At 43.1% G+C, this 16,062-nt stretch carries 12 protein-coding genes; 9 read left to right on the forward strand and 3 right to left on the reverse strand.

Annotated features, from left to right (window positions below):
• The first annotated feature begins 142 nt into the window (after positions 1 to 142).
• Both T497_RS16090 and T497_RS0106540 read left to right on the forward strand, forming a co-directional pair.
• Positions 143 to 1,192: an AMP-binding protein gene (locus tag T497_RS16090; RefSeq protein WP_051530563.1), complete on the forward strand. Its 1,050-nt coding sequence runs from the start codon at positions 143 to 145 to the stop codon at positions 1,190 to 1,192.
• A gap of 331 nt (positions 1,193 to 1,523) precedes the next feature.
• Positions 1,524 to 3,461 (forward strand): polysaccharide biosynthesis protein, encoded by a 1,938-nt coding sequence (locus T497_RS0106540; RefSeq protein WP_028514927.1) that lies wholly within the window; start codon positions 1,524 to 1,526, stop codon positions 3,459 to 3,461.
• A 134-nt stretch (positions 3,462 to 3,595) separates the two neighbouring features.
• On the opposite strand, the gene T497_RS0106545 is transcribed toward T497_RS0106540, so the two are convergent.
• Both T497_RS0106545 and T497_RS0106550 read right to left on the reverse strand, forming a co-directional pair.
• Positions 3,596 to 6,496, reverse strand: a complete 2,901-nt coding sequence (locus T497_RS0106545; RefSeq protein ID WP_028514928.1) for a glycoside hydrolase family 9 protein — start codon at positions 6,494 to 6,496, stop codon at positions 3,596 to 3,598.
• Positions 6,497 to 6,560: 64 nt separating this feature from the next.
• A complete protein-coding gene (locus tag T497_RS0106550) occupies positions 6,561 to 6,863 on the reverse strand; it encodes a YerC/YecD family TrpR-related protein (RefSeq protein WP_024859699.1) in 303 nt (100 codons plus the stop codon).
• A 484-nt stretch (positions 6,864 to 7,347) separates the two neighbouring features.
• On the opposite strand from T497_RS0106550, the gene lon reads away from it, so the two are divergent.
• Genes lon through lysA form a run of 3 tightly spaced genes read left to right on the forward strand, consistent with a single transcriptional unit; the run spans position 7,348 to position 11,638 of the window.
• On the forward strand, positions 7,348 to 9,690 hold the full coding sequence (gene lon, locus T497_RS0106555; protein WP_028514929.1) for an endopeptidase La: 2,343 nt from the start codon (positions 7,348 to 7,350) through the stop codon (positions 9,688 to 9,690).
• 15 nt (positions 9,691 to 9,705) lie between these two features.
• On the forward strand, positions 9,706 to 10,314 hold the full coding sequence (gene yihA, locus T497_RS0106560) for a ribosome biogenesis GTP-binding protein YihA/YsxC (RefSeq protein WP_028514930.1): 609 nt from the start codon (positions 9,706 to 9,708) through the stop codon (positions 10,312 to 10,314).
• Positions 10,315 to 10,339: 25 nt separating this feature from the next.
• Positions 10,340 to 11,638 (forward strand): diaminopimelate decarboxylase, encoded by a 1,299-nt coding sequence (lysA, locus tag T497_RS0106565; protein WP_028514931.1) that lies wholly within the window; start codon positions 10,340 to 10,342, stop codon positions 11,636 to 11,638.
• A gap of 35 nt (positions 11,639 to 11,673) precedes the next feature.
• Here lysA and T497_RS0106570 read toward each other — a convergent pair whose 3' ends face one another.
• Complete coding sequence (locus T497_RS0106570) at positions 11,674 to 12,618, reverse strand: TIGR01212 family radical SAM protein (protein ID WP_028514932.1); 945 nt, start codon at positions 12,616 to 12,618, stop codon at positions 11,674 to 11,676.
• 157 nt (positions 12,619 to 12,775) lie between these two features.
• Here T497_RS0106570 and T497_RS0106575 point away from each other — a divergent pair, with 157 nt between their 5' ends.
• The 4 genes from T497_RS0106575 to hisS all read left to right on the forward strand — a co-directional run bounded on the left by T497_RS0106575 (position 12,776) and on the right by hisS (position 16,062).
• The gene (locus T497_RS0106575) at positions 12,776 to 13,285 is read left to right on the forward strand and encodes a shikimate kinase (RefSeq protein ID WP_028514933.1); all 510 of its coding nucleotides are present in this window, start codon (positions 12,776 to 12,778) and stop codon (positions 13,283 to 13,285) included.
• Between the two features lie 194 nt (positions 13,286 to 13,479).
• Positions 13,480 to 14,217, forward strand: a complete 738-nt coding sequence (locus tag T497_RS0106580) for an AAA family ATPase (RefSeq protein ID WP_028514934.1) — start codon at positions 13,480 to 13,482, stop codon at positions 14,215 to 14,217.
• Between the two features lie 42 nt (positions 14,218 to 14,259).
• Positions 14,260 to 14,661 (forward strand): methylglyoxal synthase, encoded by a 402-nt coding sequence (locus tag T497_RS0106585; protein WP_009984662.1) that lies wholly within the window; start codon positions 14,260 to 14,262, stop codon positions 14,659 to 14,661.
• A gap of 66 nt (positions 14,662 to 14,727) precedes the next feature.
• On the forward strand, positions 14,728 to 16,062 hold the full coding sequence (gene hisS / locus T497_RS0106590; protein WP_028514935.1) for a histidine--tRNA ligase: 1,335 nt from the start codon (positions 14,728 to 14,730) through the stop codon (positions 16,060 to 16,062).

The following is a 16,062-nucleotide window of genomic DNA, read 5'->3' on the forward strand; positions in this document are numbered from 1 at the left end:
GTCACTAAAAAAGTGACAAATGTCACTATGAAATCGTATTATAAATGTGGTAAAATATGTATATGCTTGATTTTGCTTGAAACAGCAGGTCAAAGATGATATAATTATAGCAGATTTAAAAGATGAGATTGGAGTAATATAAATGAAGAAACAGCTTATCATTCCCGAGAGTTCGGTATATGATAATCTAAAAAGAAGCGCAAAGGAATACGGCAGTCTTTGTGCTGTTGATTATTTCGGCAGGGAAATATCCTACCGAGAGCTTATTCGTGAAGTTAATAGGTGTGCCTGTGCTCTGATTGCTATAGGAGTAAACAGGGGAGATGTAGTATCGGTCTGTCTGCCTAATGTGCCGCAGGCGGTCTATCTGCTGTATGCGATAAACAAGCTTGGCGCTGTTGCTGATATGATAGATCCATACAGCAGCGAAAAGGATATCAGAGAAAGAATTGTAAAAAGCGGCAGCAGATATCTATTCGCTCTGGAAAGTATTTCCGAAAAGCTTGAAAACGCAATAAGCAGTGCCGATATAAAGCTTGCTGTAACTGCGGCTGTCAGCGATGAAATGCCTATTGTAATGAAAACAGGACATCTTATCAAGAATTTCGGGAAAAAGAAGCAGAAAAGCTCTTTTATGGACTGGAACGGCTTTATTTCAAAGGCTTCACCTACTGACAGGTACATATCTGCGCACAGTACAGGGGAGACAACAGCGGCGTATGTAAGTGAGGAAGATAATTCTCAGAGCATATGTGTAAGTAATAAGAACTTCAATGATTTTGCCATGTATTGCCTTGAAGAATGCGGCAATATAGATAAAGCAGACAGAGTTCTTGCTGTTTTGCCAGTATCTCATGGATTTGGCATAGGAACTTGTATCCATTCTGTTTTTTCAGTGGGTGGAACCGCAGTCATACTGCCTAACTTCAACAATAATGATATAGACAAGGCTATAATAAGATATTGTCCGAATGTAATTGCAGGCGACAGCAGAATGTACAAGGCTCTGGCGGATAGCAGCGGACTTGACGGAAAAGATATAAGCTTTATAAAGACAGCTATAATGACAGGAAGCGGATTTGAAGACACTTTAAAAAAGGATATACGTGAGCTTCTGAGGGCTAACGGAAGTGTATGCAGTATATGCCGGATCGTAAGTCTGACCGAATATATCGGCAAAAATCAGGAGTAAGCCTTGTATACAAATTGTTGATACGTAATTAAGTTCTACAGGCGATAAATCAATAAGTAAGTCATATTTCTCCATGAGAAGCTTAAATTATGCGGCTCCTTTGGCAAAATTGACGAATTTCAATAAACTTTTTTATTGATTTCATATTTTGTATTGATTTTTCGGGAAACAGTTATTATAATAAAATCATATTAACATAGTAGGGGTTTTATATATTTATAAATATTTTTAAAGGTTGATTTTAACTTTTGGTATTATTTTTAGCTATATGTTGTTGCAGCAGATCAGGCTAAAATTGTCGCATAGCGGCTGAATCGGAGGGATTATTGTTATGAAGGAACTGTGCAGAAATTTTAAATGCCGAAAAGTCATTCTTGCTTTTGCAGATGCATTTATTATCTCAATCGCGGCGCTTATCGCCAATTTTATTCTTTCGTTTTTCGGAAAGGGGCTTGATGAGTCAAGCATCAGCGTTTCAATTGCCGTCAGCTCTATATGCTGTATCGGAAGTCTGCTGATTACAGGGGCATACAGCAGGCTTTGGCGGTATTTCAACAGAAAAGACTATCTTACCTGTGTTTATGGTGCAATAGTTGGCATCTTTGCATCTGCTTCTATAGTATATATAATAAGCAGAACGCTCTATCCTGTGTATACGATGCTTCATCTTATAATACTTACTTTTGGCATATGTCTTTTCAGGTATATGTTCAAATGCACGTTTATAAATCTTGTAAAGGCTGAGCCTTTTAAGGGCAAGCGTACTATGGTCATAGGCGGCGGACAAGCCTGCAAGACTATTCTTAAAGAGATACACAACGCACAGAATTCTCCATACACAGGAGACAAGCAGGTGACTCTCTTTGATCCTGTATGCATTATTGATGACAACAGAGACAAGGTCGGTACTGAGATCGGCGGAGTTCAGATCGTCGGAACTACTGCCGAGATACATAGATTCATAAAGGAAAAGCGGATAGAACAGATACTCTTTGCTATTCCGTCCTGTCTTGAAGATGAGAGAAAACGTATCCTTGATATATGCTCAGATACGAAGATACCCGTAAAGATAGTTCCTTTTATCGGCAATCTTGTATTTGACAGCGAAAACAAAACTATTATCAATCAGATACGTGATATCAAGGTAGAAGACCTCCTCGGACGAGAGCCTATCAAGTTCGATAACAAGGATATCCGTGATTTTATCGGCGGGAAGGTCTGCATGGTAACAGGTGGCGGCGGAAGTATAGGTTCCGAGCTGGTTCGTCAGATAGCCAAGTATAATCCCGAGAGAGTTATTATAGTTGATATTTATGAGAACAATGCTTATGATATCGAGCAGGAGCTGAAAATGGAGTACGGTGACGAATTATCACTCGTTACTCTTATCGCTTCGGTAAGAGATTATTTCCGTATGAATCAGATATTTGATACATACAAGCCTGATGTTGTTTTTCATGCAGCCGCTCATAAGCACGTACCTCTTATGGAGGTATCACCAATGGAGGCTATCAAGAACAATATCATCGGTACATTTAACGTTGCAACTCTGGCTCAGTATCATAATGTTGAGAAGTTTGTTATGATATCAACTGATAAGGCTGTTAATCCTACCAATGTAATGGGAGCTTCAAAGCGCTGCTGCGAAATGATAGTTCAGTATCTTGCTCAGCAGCATGAGGGCAGAACAGAGTTCGTTACAACACGTTTCGGAAACGTTCTTGGTTCAAACGGTTCTGTAATACCTCTGTTCAAGAGGCAGATAGAGCAGGGAAAGCCTGTAACGGTAACTCACCCTGATATCATACGTTATTTTATGACTATCCCCGAGGCTGTAAATCTTGTAATGGAGGCAGCTGCCATAGCAAACGGCGGTGAGATATTCGTTCTTGATATGGGTAAGCCCGTCAAGATAGTTACACTTGCCGAGAATCTTATTCGTATGTACGGAAAAGAGCCTTATAAAGATGTGGAGATAAAGTTCACAGGACTTCGTCCCGGTGAGAAGATAAAGGAAGAACTTCTTATGAATGAGGAAGGACTCCAGAAAACATCAAATAAGCTTATATTTATCGGCAAACAGATAGAAATTGATGAAAGAAACTTCGCTTTCCGACTCAATGCACTCAGAAATGCTGCACTTGAAAACAACGAGAAGGTAGCGGTAGACGCTCTCCACGATATGGTTCCTACATTTACTACTCCCGAAGACTTCAACAGCAAGGAGCTCAAAAAGGAGACAATGGAAAAGGCTGCTGTGTCAGCTTAATAATGATTGCCCGTTCCTTTCGGGGGATATTGGTACAGCCGTTCAAAAGAACGGCTGTATTTTTATATATCGGGTATTTATAAAATAAAAACGGAGAACTTTTTCAAGTTCTCCGTTTTAGTCAATATTGGTTTTTACTTAATTGGAAGTGAAGCAACCTTTTTAAGTAAGAATTTCTGGATAGCAAGTGCATCGCCTGTAGACATACCCGGTGTTGAGAGGTCGCAGTCTGCATTGCTCTGACCTTCTGCTGTAAGGTGGTTCTTATCAGTACCTTTAAGACCGTACTTGTTCGGATTTGAAAGTGCCTGCATTATAAGAACAACGTCTGACATATCAACCTTACCGTCACAGTTTGCGTCGCCGTATGAATTTGTGGGAGCATCTTCTGAAGTAGTTGTAGTAGTTGTTGTCTTAGAAGAATCGCCCTTCTTTGTTGTAGTAGTTGTTGTATCCTTGTCTACAACGTACTCGCTGCCGCCTGCTGTTGTGCCGTCCGGCTCTGTACCCCAGATGAGCTTGTCATCAGCGTAGAGTGTTACCTTATCTGTGATAGCAGAAGCAGCATTCTCGTCCTCGAAGCTTACGAGGTCAGGGTAGCTGTAGTCGTTTGAAGAATCCCACTCAGGATAGATGTTTGTCTCAGGATCCATCTTTGTTGTAAGAGCGAACTGATATACACGGCTGCCGTAGAACTTACAATCCTTCCATGTTACGTCAACATAGTATGTACCCTTGTCGTCGTACTTGACAGGATCTGAAAGTACAGCGTGAGACTTATTGTTTGTATAGCCTGCCTCCTGATCGTAGTCGATACGAGCAGTGATATAATCGATTCCGTAGCCCTGATCAATGAGCTCCTGAATATTGAAGTAATATCTTGCCTTTACATCGCACTCAAATCTTGGAGGATTGATTGTTCTGTTGTGAAGAACAAGCTTGAGCTGGATGCCGTCTTTCTTTTCCTGTGCCTTACCGCCTGATACGAAGTATCCTACAGGAAGCGGATCGCCGTTCTCGTCTACCTGATCGTAGCCGATAGCATTGCTTGACATATCAAAGTCCTTGATAACGTAGTTTTCCTTTTCGTCAACCTTGCCCTTTGCACCGTAGTAGTGGTAAAGACCTGCAAGGTCACCGCAGAAGCCTGCGTTATAGTCGTCGGTAACTTCGTTGTAGATGTAGTCCTTTGTCTCGTCAACGTGAACGTCCTTGAGGTCAGGACCGCCTACGAGAGCGCCCCAGAGGGTGTGTACCTGTACGATAGGATCGTCCATGCTCTGTGTAGCTGAGCAGTGTGATGAACGGTGGTGTGGGTGGCTTGCAAAGTTGGATTCATAACCTACTTCGTAAGAGTATCCCATTGGGTTTTTACCGAGGATGTATTCCATCTGAGCCTTTGCCCATGGGAGGAATGTCTCGTCGCCTGTGGTCTTTGCGTATACGCAGGCACAGAGTCCTGCAGCTGTATTGTAACGAGCTGAACCGTAGCCTGAAACAACTGCCCAGCCGTTAGGAGACTTAGCGATGAAGTCGCCGCTTGTTTCGCTGTCAGGAAGTTCAGGGATCTTATCGCAGGTCATCGGCATATTCCAGAGATAGTCGTCTCTGCCGAAATACTTATGACCGTGAACAGGCTCATAGCCCCATGCAGAGCAGTCGGTTGTCTTTGAGCAGCCTGACCAGAACTCAAGGTTGTAACGGAAGATGTACCAGTCACGTGCAGTATTTGTGATAGGAGCAAGCTTTGCGAAAACTCCGCCCCAAACAGTATCCCAGCAGTGAACCCAGATATTCTGCCAGCAGTTACCTGTATCAGTAATGATACGCTTCATATAGCCTGTGTAAGCGTAAGAAGGCTGCTGACCTGTCTGAGCCTGTTCATCATATGAACCACTGTCGGAAATTGGCTTAGTAGTATCAACTGAGATAATATCGTCTATGTAATCATAGTTTTCAGTACAGTAGTAGAGCCATACAGCAGCCCATGCAAGCTCATCGTAGTCGTAGCTTGATGTATAGAAGCCGCCGTCGTAACCAAGGCTTGAGTTGCTTGGAACCATACCCGGCTTCCATTCCTCGATATGAGTCTCTACAGCGAAATCGTAGAGAGCCTTGGCGTACTTGAGACACTCATCAGCGTAATCGGGATCGGTATCCTTGAAGTTGAGGTAGTTGATAGCCAGTGAAGCGGAAGCACCTGCGCACTGGTCTGAAGCAGGCATCTCTGTTGTAGCGAAGTAAGCTGGACGCTTAACTGCACATGATGAAGAAGCAACCATTGTGTTGTCCTGCTGGAGCTCAGGAGGACACCAGTAGTTATGGTCGTTGTTACCTTCGCCGACCTGATAGCAGTATGCAACTACTTTTCCGTCGCCGTCAAGGAATGTAGCCTTCATGAAGTAATCGTTGATCCAGCGGAGCTCGTCTTCAACGTGCTTGTCGAGACCGAGGTCTTTATAGGAATCGCGGAACTCGTAATAACCCCAGCCTACAGTAGAAGCGGAATAGCTGCCGGGGAGACCGAACTTTACGTGGTCACCTGCGTCATGCCAGCCGCCTGTGAGGTCAACAGTACCGTTTCCGTCGGGATCAAGGTACTTCTTGTTTGCTTCTATGAACTTTTCGGACATATTTACGCCGACATAAAGATCAGGATCGTCGTCGCCGAGATTAGGCTTCGCCTTGCCTTCGTCGCCCTGACCAAGTCCCTGATCCTCCTTGAGCTGATCGTCGGTCTTACCCTTTCCGACAGTCGGCATAGGATTCATTGGCTTGAGTGGGATCTCGCCGTCGATAACGTGACAGTTAGCACGCCATGAGTAGTAACCGTCATCTGCTACCTTGTCACCGCACTTGTTTGCATCGTAGAAACAAAGTGCAAGCTGCAGTGCCTCAGCGTAGTTGTGATAATTGTTTTCTTTGCCCTCGGTGATGACCGCGGCGTTTGCGCTTGTCATGATACCGCTTGATAAGAGAGTTGCGGCAGCAGACAGGCAGGCTAAGGATTTCTTGAACATCTTCGCCCTCTTCATTTAAGATCTTCCTTTCAAGAATGATTATTGTCTGAGCTTTTTGCGTCAAAGCTCAGGAAAACTTTTATTTGAGCAGATTCTTCCCCTTGAGTCTGTCAAAAACAATATTATAGCCGTCGTTTCCGTCTTTAAGGGAACGGTTTACTCTGCTGATTGTAGCAGTGCTTGCTCCTGTTTCGGTAACGATACTGTTGTAGACTCTGTGTTCGTCGAGAAGCTTTGCAACGTGAAGACGCTGAGCAAAGGATTTCAGCTCGATGCTTGTACAGAGATCATCAAAAAACTTATAGCAGTCGTCGACGGATTCAAGTGTAAGGATGGCTTCAAAGAGCAGATCCATACTTTCTGATTTGATTTTTTCGATCATTATAATTCTCCAATCTGCCATAAAGGCATAAATAAACAATTTTATACTTTACATTGTAACACATTATTACGCAAAAGTAAAGCGTTTTTTGAAAAATGACTTTACTTTAATTCATTAAAATAAATTCATTGAAATATAAGTATACCATTATTTATACCTTTGTGTAAATGATACCATAGAATCAACAAAAAGTAAAGGATATTTTGTGAATTTCGCAATTTTTGGTGTAACGCACCAAATTACCGCAAGTTTTCGTACAAAAGAACTATTTTCCTGCTTTAATTATTGTTGATAAAGAATTGTTGGTATCTATTTTTAATTTTGGTAGGATTGTGATTTAATTTTGTTTTGCATGAGATGATAAAATATGTTGATGTTTTTGTGTGAGGGGTTGAAATTATTTCGTTTTTATAGTATAATAATTTTAAGCCTATAGTTTTGGCTGGAAGGATTAATATGATACCAACAGAAATGCGGTGATTTTATGGAACAGACCATTAAAAGTGATAAAAATATTGAAGAGAGCAACATTCTTTATACTGTTGCGATGAGAGGTCTTGTTGCGTTCCCGAAAATGGTAATGCACTTTGATGTTTCAAGAGCGAAGTCTATCTTTGCTATAGAGCATTCACTTAAAGAGGGCGGCAAACTTTTTCTTGTAACTCAGCATGAGGCTTATATAGATAACCCCAAGGCTTCCGACCTTTATAAGGTAGGAGTCGTTGCGGAGATCAAGCAGGTACTCAAGCTTCCCGATAATATCATGAAGGTACTTGTTGAGGGCGTATATAAGGCTAATCTTGTTCGTCTTATCGACGACGGAGAAGTGCTGAAAGCCGAGGTAAAGCGTACTCCTACATATTCTCGTGCAAAGTACGACGAAGTTGAAGCTGAGGCTCTTATGCGTTCCGTTAAGGATGTTTTTGAGAGATACGCTTCTTTCTTTCCGAAAATGCCAAAGGAGCTCCTTACGTCTATAATGACACAGGATTCTCCTTTGAAACTCTTTGAAACTGTTACCTTCAACTGCAACCTTAACTACAGAGACAAGCAGACTCTTCTTGAAGAGACAAATGTTATAAACAAGCTGTCAGTACTTTTTGCCTGTCTTACTTCCGAAGTGGAGATACTTGAACTTGAAAACCTTATCAATGAGCAGACAAAAAACAGCATAGATAAGGGACAGCGAGAGTTCTATCTCCGTGAACAGCTTCGTGTTATTCAGGAGCAGCTGGGCGAGGATGAGGGCGAAGAGGCGTTCAGTTATATCAATGATATAATGGACCTAAAAATCGACGAAAAGAGCAGGGAAAAGCTTCTTAAAGAAGCCGATAAGCTTACAAAGCTCCCGCCTTCATCACAGGAAGCCTTTGTTATCAAGAATTATCTTGATACAGTGCTTGATCTTCCGTGGGGCAAGTACACAAAGGCTAAGCTTTCAATGGATAAGGCTGAAGCTGTCCTCGAAAAGGATCATTACGGTCTCAAGAAGGTCAAGGAAAGAATACTCGAGTTCCTTGCTGTTCATATGCTCAATCCCGAGATAAAGGGACAGATAATCTGTCTTGCAGGCCCTCCCGGTATCGGTAAGACATCTATCGCTAAGTCTATAGCAAAGGCTATGGGACGCAAGTACGCAAGAGTTTCTCTTGGCGGCGTAAGAGATGAAGCCGATATCCGCGGTCACAGAAAGACCTATGTCGGCGCAATGCCCGGACGTGTCATCACTGCACTTACACAGGCAGGTTCTGCAAATCCGCTTATACTCTTCGATGAGATCGACAAGCTTTGCAGTGATATAAAGGGCGATCCGTCCTCAGCAATGCTGGAGGTACTGGACGCTGAGCAGAACTATGCGTTCCGTGACCATTTTATCGAAGTTCCGTTTGACCTGAGCAAGGCAGTATTCATTACTACAGCAAATAACGTAAGCGCTATTCCTGCACCGCTTCTTGACCGTATGGAGGTAATAGAGCTCCCGAGCTATACAGCTGAGGAGAAGTTCCACATTGCAAAGGAACATCTTGTTCCGAAGCAGCTCAAGGAGCACGGCTTAAAGGCTTCACAGCTGAAAATATCTGATGACGCTATAAACGAGCTTATCCAGTATTACACAAAGGAAGCAGGAGTTCGTTCGCTTGAAAGAAGCATAGCTTCACTTTGCAGAAAGACAGCCAAGAAGATAGCTGCTGACGAGGCAAAGCGTGTGAGCATAAAGGCTAAGGATATCAATAGCTACCTTGGCATCAGAAAGTACCTCAGCGACCTGTCGTCACAAAAGGATCAGGTAGGCGTTGTAAACGGTCTTGCATGGACATCTGTCGGCGGCGTTCTCATGCCTATAGAAGTTCTTGTAATGAAGGGAACGGGCAAGATAGAGGTAACAGGCTCACTCGGCGATGTAATGAAGGAAAGCTCCAGAATTGCTGTAAGCTATGTGCGCAGCATTGCTGACAAATACAAGATAGACGCTGATTTCTACAAGGATAACGATCTGCATATTCACGCTCCCGAGGGCGCAGTTCCCAAGGACGGTCCGTCAGCAGGCGTAACTATGACTACCGCGCTTGTATCGGCTCTTTCTGGACTAAAGGTGCGTTCAGACGTTGCAATGACAGGCGAAGTAACTCTTCACGGAAAGGTTCTGCCTATTGGCGGACTCCGTGAAAAGACAATGGCGGCTTATAAGGCTGGTATAAAGACAGTTATTATCCCTGCGGCAAACAAGCCTGACCTTGAAGAAGTAGATCAGGTGGTAAAGGACGCTATAGAATTTGTGTATGCAGAGAATCTGACAGACGTTCTTGATACAGCACTGATAAAGTAAACAGGAGGGGACAGCGTGAAGCTTAATTACAATAAAGCGGAATTTACCGCGGCATACGGCAAGTTCTCACAGATACCTGCTCCCGAAAGGATAGAGATAGCATTTGCAGGACACTCAAATGTTGGAAAATCCACGCTTATCAATAAGCTGTTCAACAGAAAGAATCTTGCGAGAGTAAGCTCAGTTCCCGGAAAAACGGCTACTATCAATTTCTACGGACTTGAAAACATCTATTTTGTCGATCTGCCAGGATACGGCTACGCAAAGGTCTCAAAGTCTGAAAAAGACCGCTGGGCAGGACTTATTGAAGGATATCTCGGCTCTGACAGAGATATCAGGCTGGTGTTTATGCTTGTTGATATGCGTCATGCTCCCACAAAAGATGATGTTCATATGATAAATTATCTTATAGATACGGAAATGCCCTTTGTACTTGTGCTGACAAAGGCTGACAAGCTCAACAAGACAGAACGTGCAAAGCGTATGGAGGCTTTTAAGGACGAGATACCCTGCTTTGAGGATATCCATTCAATTCCGTTTTCATCACAGACATTTGAGGGCGTTGAGGAGCTCAGACAGATAGTTGAGGATATCGCAGACGACAATGACGTCGCTGACGAATAAATTATACCCGAAAGGATTGTTAAAAATGTTTGTATCCGAAAATTTAAGTGTCAACAGTGCTGGGCATCTGGCAATCGGCGGCGTTGATACGGTGGAGCTTGCTAAAGAATACGGCACTCCGCTTTATGTCATGGACGAACAGGTCATAAGAAACAGCCTGCGCCGATTCCATGACAGCATGAATAAGTATTATGACGGAAAAGGCGAAGTCCACTACGCAAGCAAGGCTTTTTCCTGCATGGAGATGTGCAGAGTGGTTGCCAGCGAGGGTGACGGACTCGACGCTGTTTCCATAGGCGAGCTGTACACAGCTTATAAGGCTGGATTCCCGATGGAAAAAGTCGGATTTCACGGCAATAATAAGACAGATGAAGAGCTAAGATATGCCCTGAAATACAAGGTCGGACACATAATCGTTGACAATATCAGTGAGCTTCACAGACTTGAAGCTATTGCAGGCGAAATGAATGAGAAGCCGAGCATAATGTTCAGGATCAAGCCGGGTATCGACGCTCATACTCACGATTTCGTAAAGACAGGACAGATAGACAGCAAATTCGGCTTTGCTCTTGAAACAGGAGAGGCTTTTGAGGCTGTTAAAGAGGCTGTAAACTGTAAAAATGTACATCTTGCAGGCTTACACTGTCATATTGGTTCTCAGATATTTGATATTGCGCCTTTTGAAGAAGCAGCAAGGGTAATGCTTGGCTTTATCGCCGAGATAAAGGCGAAGTTGGACTTTGTTGTCGAGGGACTCAACCTCGGCGGCGGTTTTGGTATCAAATACCTTAACGAACACGATCCTGCGCCTTTTGAAGTATACCTCGAAAGAGTATCCTATGTTGTTAAGAGCGAGTGTGCGAGACTTGGCGTTGAGCTTCCTAAGATGTTTATCGAGCCTGGACGTTCTATTGCAGCGCCCGCAGGTATAACTCTTTACACAGTAGGTGCACGTAAGGTTATCCCGAATATCAGAACATATATATCCGTAGACGGAGGCATGGCTGATAATCCGAGATATATCCTTTACGGCTCTGAGTATGACGCTGTAGTTGCCAATAAAGCAAATGAAGAGCGTACAGAGAAGGTAACTATTGCAGGTAAATGCTGCGAGAGCGGAGACCTTATCGGTGAGAATATGCCGCTTCAGCACGCAGAATCAGGTGATATCATCGCGGTGTGCGCTACAGGTGCTTATAATTACTCTATGTCGTCGAACTACAACAGACTTCAGAAGCCTGCGGTAGTATTTGTAAACGAGGGTAATTCAAGAGTGGTTGTCAAGAGAGAAACACTTGATGACATAATCAGAAACGATATATAATGATAAAACGGACAAGAGTTATTCTTGTCCGTTTTTTATGTTTCTGAATATAGTTTGCCCTGCCATGTGTCAAGTTCGGCAAGACGCTTGTCTATTCCTCCGAGCACTGCGATTTTATCTGCGCTCCACATTGGGGCGATGAGTTTGCTTTTGTCTCCGTCGCCTGTAATGCGTTCAATGACGGTCTCAGGCGGAAGAATTTCAAGCTGATGAACTATGATATCAATGTAATCATCACGTTCAAGGAGCTTGAATTCTCCGTTGGAGTACATATCTGCAAGCTTTGTATCTTTTATAACGTGGAGCATTTGAAGCTTTACGGCTTCGGGACGAAGCCTCGCAAGTTCCTTTGCTGTTTCCAGCATATCAGCCGTATTTTCAAACGGGAGTCCGTTTATAACGTGCAGACAGGTGCGTATACCTGCACTTTTCAGCTTGTAATATCCGTTTTTGAACTCTTCGTGGGAACAGCACCGATTTATAAGAGAAATGGTATTTTCATGACAGCTTTGCATACCAAGCTCCACTGTGAGATGAGTTTGAGCGTTTAATTCTTTAAGAAGCGCCATAATATCATCAGAAAGGCAGTCTGCACGAGTTCCTATTGAGATACCGGACACGTTCGGGAATTGCAGTGCAGTATAATAAGCTTTTCGGAGAAACCCGACAGGAGCGTAAGTGTTTGTATTTGCCTGAAAATACGCGATAAACTCAGCACTTTCTCCGTATTTTGAGCAAATTCTGTTCTTTTCAAGTGCTAACTGAGTCTTTATATCAGCTTCTCCGTGAGTGAAGTATCCGCTTCCGCCGTCGCAGAAAATACAGCCGCCCGTGCCTTTTGAACCGTCGATATTAGGACAGGTCAGTCCGAGGTCTATTACGGCTTTGTAAATTTTCTTTCCAAAATTCTGCTTGTTGTAATAATTTAATGTATTATACCGCTTGTTATCGTTTGAATATTTAAATGGATTGCAGCCCATAGTAGCCTCCTTTTGAAAAATATGTTATCATATAACCTCTGTTTTGTCAATATTTAGTGTAAAAAATAAAATATCGCAATATATGGCTTCTTTGTCTATTGACATTTTGCACAAAATGAGTTAAAATGTAATAGTAATCAAAATTTGAGGTCATCATATGAATGGAAAAAATATTGTTCTGATCGGTATGCCTGCTGTCGGAAAGAGCACAGTTGGCGTAATTCTGGCAAAATTGCTTGGTTACAGCTTTGTTGATACCGATCTTGTGATACAGAAAAGTGAAGGGAAGCTTCTCAAAAATATTATAGCCGAAAAGGGAATAGACGGCTTTATAGAGACCGAAAACCGTATTTTAAGCGGGCTTGATGCTGTAAATTCGGTTGTTTCCACGGGCGGAAGCGTTATCTACGGCGATGATGCTATGAGGAATCTTTCGCAGAACGGCGTTGTGATATATCTGAAGCTTGACTATAATAAGCTGAAATATCGCTTGCATAATATCAGGAACCGTGGAGTTGTCATCAGGGAAGGGCAGTCGCTTAGCTCTCTTTACCGCGAAAGAGCACCGCTTTACGAGAAATATGCCGATATCATCATAGATGAGAATGGCTGCAATATTGAGAAAACAGTCAATAAGATAATGGATAGCCTTAATGGTGCTTTGTAAGAGTTGTACAATTCGGTGTATTAAAAAAAGCTCTTTTGCACAATTTTATCCTTTATTTGAAAAAGTGCTTTGACATTTAGCTAATTATGTGTTATAATGTACAGTAGGATTATTATTATAAAGTAATTATAAGACTTCCGTGCCGTTTATGCAGCAAAACTGCTCTGGCTTGCGGATATCGGAAAGGAAAAAAAATGTCTAAAATAATTGCTGTTACTTCAGGAAAAGGCGGTACAGGAAAGTCTACCGTATGTGCAGGTATAGGTTATACTCTTGCAAAGCAGGGGCACAGAACTCTTATCATCGAGCTCGATTTCGGTCTGAGATGTCTTGATATCATCTTCGGCGTTGAAGAGAATATCAAATACGACCTCGGCGATGTTCTCAGCGGCAAAAAGAGTGCTCTTGACGCTGTTGCGCAGATACCTATGGCTTCAAACCTCAATATCCTGTGCGCTCCAAAAACTCTTACAGCGGTAAACGCAGAACAGATCGTTGATATCTGCCGCTCTGTAAAGAAGTATTTCGAGTATATCATCATCGACACAGGTGCAGGTATCAATTCCCATGTATTTGATATCGTTGAACAGGCTAACCTTATACTCGTTATCTCAACTCCTGATCCTGTATGTATCAGAGACGCCAGCCTCATGTCAGACGAGTTCTACAACAGAGGCAATAAAAGCCAGAGACTTATCATTAATAAGATAAGCAAGAAGATCATCGGCAGCGAGCTCATCTCAAACCTTGACGAGATAATCGATAAGGTCGGCGTACAGCTTATCGGTGTTATCCCCGATGACTTCAAGATGACAGTTGCAACAGGAAAGGGTAATCCTATCCCGACAGACAGCGAAGCCCTCAAGGCTTTCGATGCTATCTCAAAGAGACTTGGCGGAGAGTTTGTTCCGCTTACAGTAAAAACTGTATAAACATGAAAAAATCATTCCGCTTTGCGGGGAAAGGGCAGAAATATGAAGATAGCAATTATAGCACATGATGCAAAAAAAGAGCTTATGGTGCAGTTCTGCAGCGCTTACTGCGGAATATTATCCAAGCATACTCTTATCGCTACAAATACAACAGGTAAGCAGGTAAGCGAAGCAACAGGACTTCCTATCAAGAGATATCTCAGCGGTCAGGGCGGAGCAGAGCAGATACTCGCACTTCTCTCATGTAATGAAGTCGATGTCCTCCTTTTCTTCCGTGATCCTATCAATCCGAAAGCTGCTGACGTTCACGGCATGAACCTCCTCAGACTTTGCGATGTTCATAATGTGCCTGTAGCTACAAATATCGCTACCGCAGAAGCGCTGATACTCGCTCTTGAAAGAGGCGATCTTGATTGGCGTGAGGTCGGTAACCCCAGCATCTAAATCTTTAATTGTCCCTTTTAAAGGGACAATTTTCATGTAAAAACAAACAGGAAAGGCTTGAAATCTATGGCAATTAATATCAAACGCCCAAACGGCACCGAAGATGTTCTTCCGAAGGATGTCTATAAATGGCATACTGTTGAGAAGATCACAAGAGATACCGCAGAGAGCTTTGGTTTTTCGGAATTAAGGTTTCCTACCTTTGAGAATACTGACCTTTTTCTGCGCTCTGTAGGCGAAACTACAGACGTAGTTCAGAAAGAAATGTATACTGTAAAGGCTAAGGAGACAGAATTTACTCTTCGTCCCGAGGGTACAGCAGGTGCTATCCGTGCAATGCTGCAAAACGGACTGCTCAACGAGGCTCTGCCCCAGAAAATATTCTACATCATATCTTGTTTCCGTCACGAAAGACCACAGGCGGGAAGACTTCGTGAGTTCCATCAGTTTGGACTTGAAATGGCAGGAAGCCCTGCTCCTACAGCAGACGCTGAAGTAATTTGCCTTGCCAAGAATATTCTCGACAGACTTGGTCTGAAGAATATCGAGCTTCACATCAATTCCATCGGCTGTCCGACCTGCCGTGCAAAATATCATGAAGCCCTCAAGGCGTTTTTTGAGCCCCACAAGGACGAGCTCTGCGACACCTGTAAGGAAAGACTTGTCAAGAATCCGATGCGTCTTCTTGATTGTAAAAGCCCCGAGGATCGCGAGATCGCTAAGGATGCACCTGTTATACTTGATTATCTCTGCGAAGAGTGCAGCGAGCATTTTGCAAAGCTGAAGAAATATCTCGATAATGCAGGCATTGCCTATACTGTAGATCCAAAGATAGTTCGTGGACTTGACTACTACACAAAAACAGTTTTTGAGTTCATTACAACTGAAATTGGCGCACAGGGCACAGTCTGCGGCGGCGGAAGATACGACGGACTTATCGAGCAACTCGGCGGTCAGCATACTCCTGCGCTTGGTTTCGGCATGGGCATTGAACGTCTTCTTCTTGTTATGGATAAGCAGAATTGCGATTATCTTTCTCCTAAAAAGTGCGACATCTATTTCGCATCAATGGGCGACGCCGCCCTTGAAAAGGCAATGGAGCTTACAAGAGGACTCAGAGAGTACGGCTACTGCGCAGAGTACGATCTCATGGGCAGAGGCATAAAGGCTCAGATGAAGTACGCTAATAAGATAGGCGCTGTTTATACCGTTGTCCTTGGCGATAACGAGCTTGCAGACGGCAAGGCTAAGCTTAAAGAAATGGAAAGCGGCAAGGAGACAGAGATTCTTCTTAACGATAAATTCACATCAAATTTTGAAAATGAATATTTCAATAAAGTCCTCGACGTAATGGACGCTGAGGGCAGTCCAATGTTCGCATTTACAGGGGAGGATAAGTAA

This window comes from Ruminococcus flavefaciens MA2007, from assembly GCF_000621845.1.
Classification (GTDB): Bacteria; Bacillota; Clostridia; order Oscillospirales; family Ruminococcaceae; genus Ruminococcus; species Ruminococcus flavefaciens_E.

Bases quoted from the DNA above. Each gene is read 5' to 3' on its own strand.
- T497_RS16090 (WP_051530563.1), top strand. From the start codon at position 143: ATGAAGAAACAGCTTATCATTCCCGAGAGTTCGGTATATGATAATCTA.
- T497_RS0106540 (WP_028514927.1), top strand. From the start codon at position 1,524: ATGAAGGAACTGTGCAGAAATTTTAAATGCCGAAAAGTCATTCTTGCT.
- T497_RS0106545 (WP_028514928.1), bottom strand. From the start codon at position 6,496: ATGAAGAGGGCGAAGATGTTCAAGAAATCCTTAGCCTGCCTGTCTGCT.
- T497_RS0106550 (WP_024859699.1), bottom strand. From the start codon at position 6,863: ATGATCGAAAAAATCAAATCAGAAAGTATGGATCTGCTCTTTGAAGCC.
- lon (WP_028514929.1), top strand. From the start codon at position 7,348: ATGGAACAGACCATTAAAAGTGATAAAAATATTGAAGAGAGCAACATT.
- lysA (WP_028514931.1), top strand. From the start codon at position 10,340: ATGTTTGTATCCGAAAATTTAAGTGTCAACAGTGCTGGGCATCTGGCA.
- T497_RS0106570 (WP_028514932.1), bottom strand. From the start codon at position 12,618: ATGGGCTGCAATCCATTTAAATATTCAAACGATAACAAGCGGTATAAT.
- T497_RS0106575 (WP_028514933.1), top strand. From the start codon at position 12,776: ATGAATGGAAAAAATATTGTTCTGATCGGTATGCCTGCTGTCGGAAAG.
- T497_RS0106580 (WP_028514934.1), top strand. From the start codon at position 13,480: ATGTCTAAAATAATTGCTGTTACTTCAGGAAAAGGCGGTACAGGAAAG.
- T497_RS0106585 (WP_009984662.1), top strand. From the start codon at position 14,260: ATGAAGATAGCAATTATAGCACATGATGCAAAAAAAGAGCTTATGGTG.
- hisS (WP_028514935.1), top strand. From the start codon at position 14,728: ATGGCAATTAATATCAAACGCCCAAACGGCACCGAAGATGTTCTTCCG.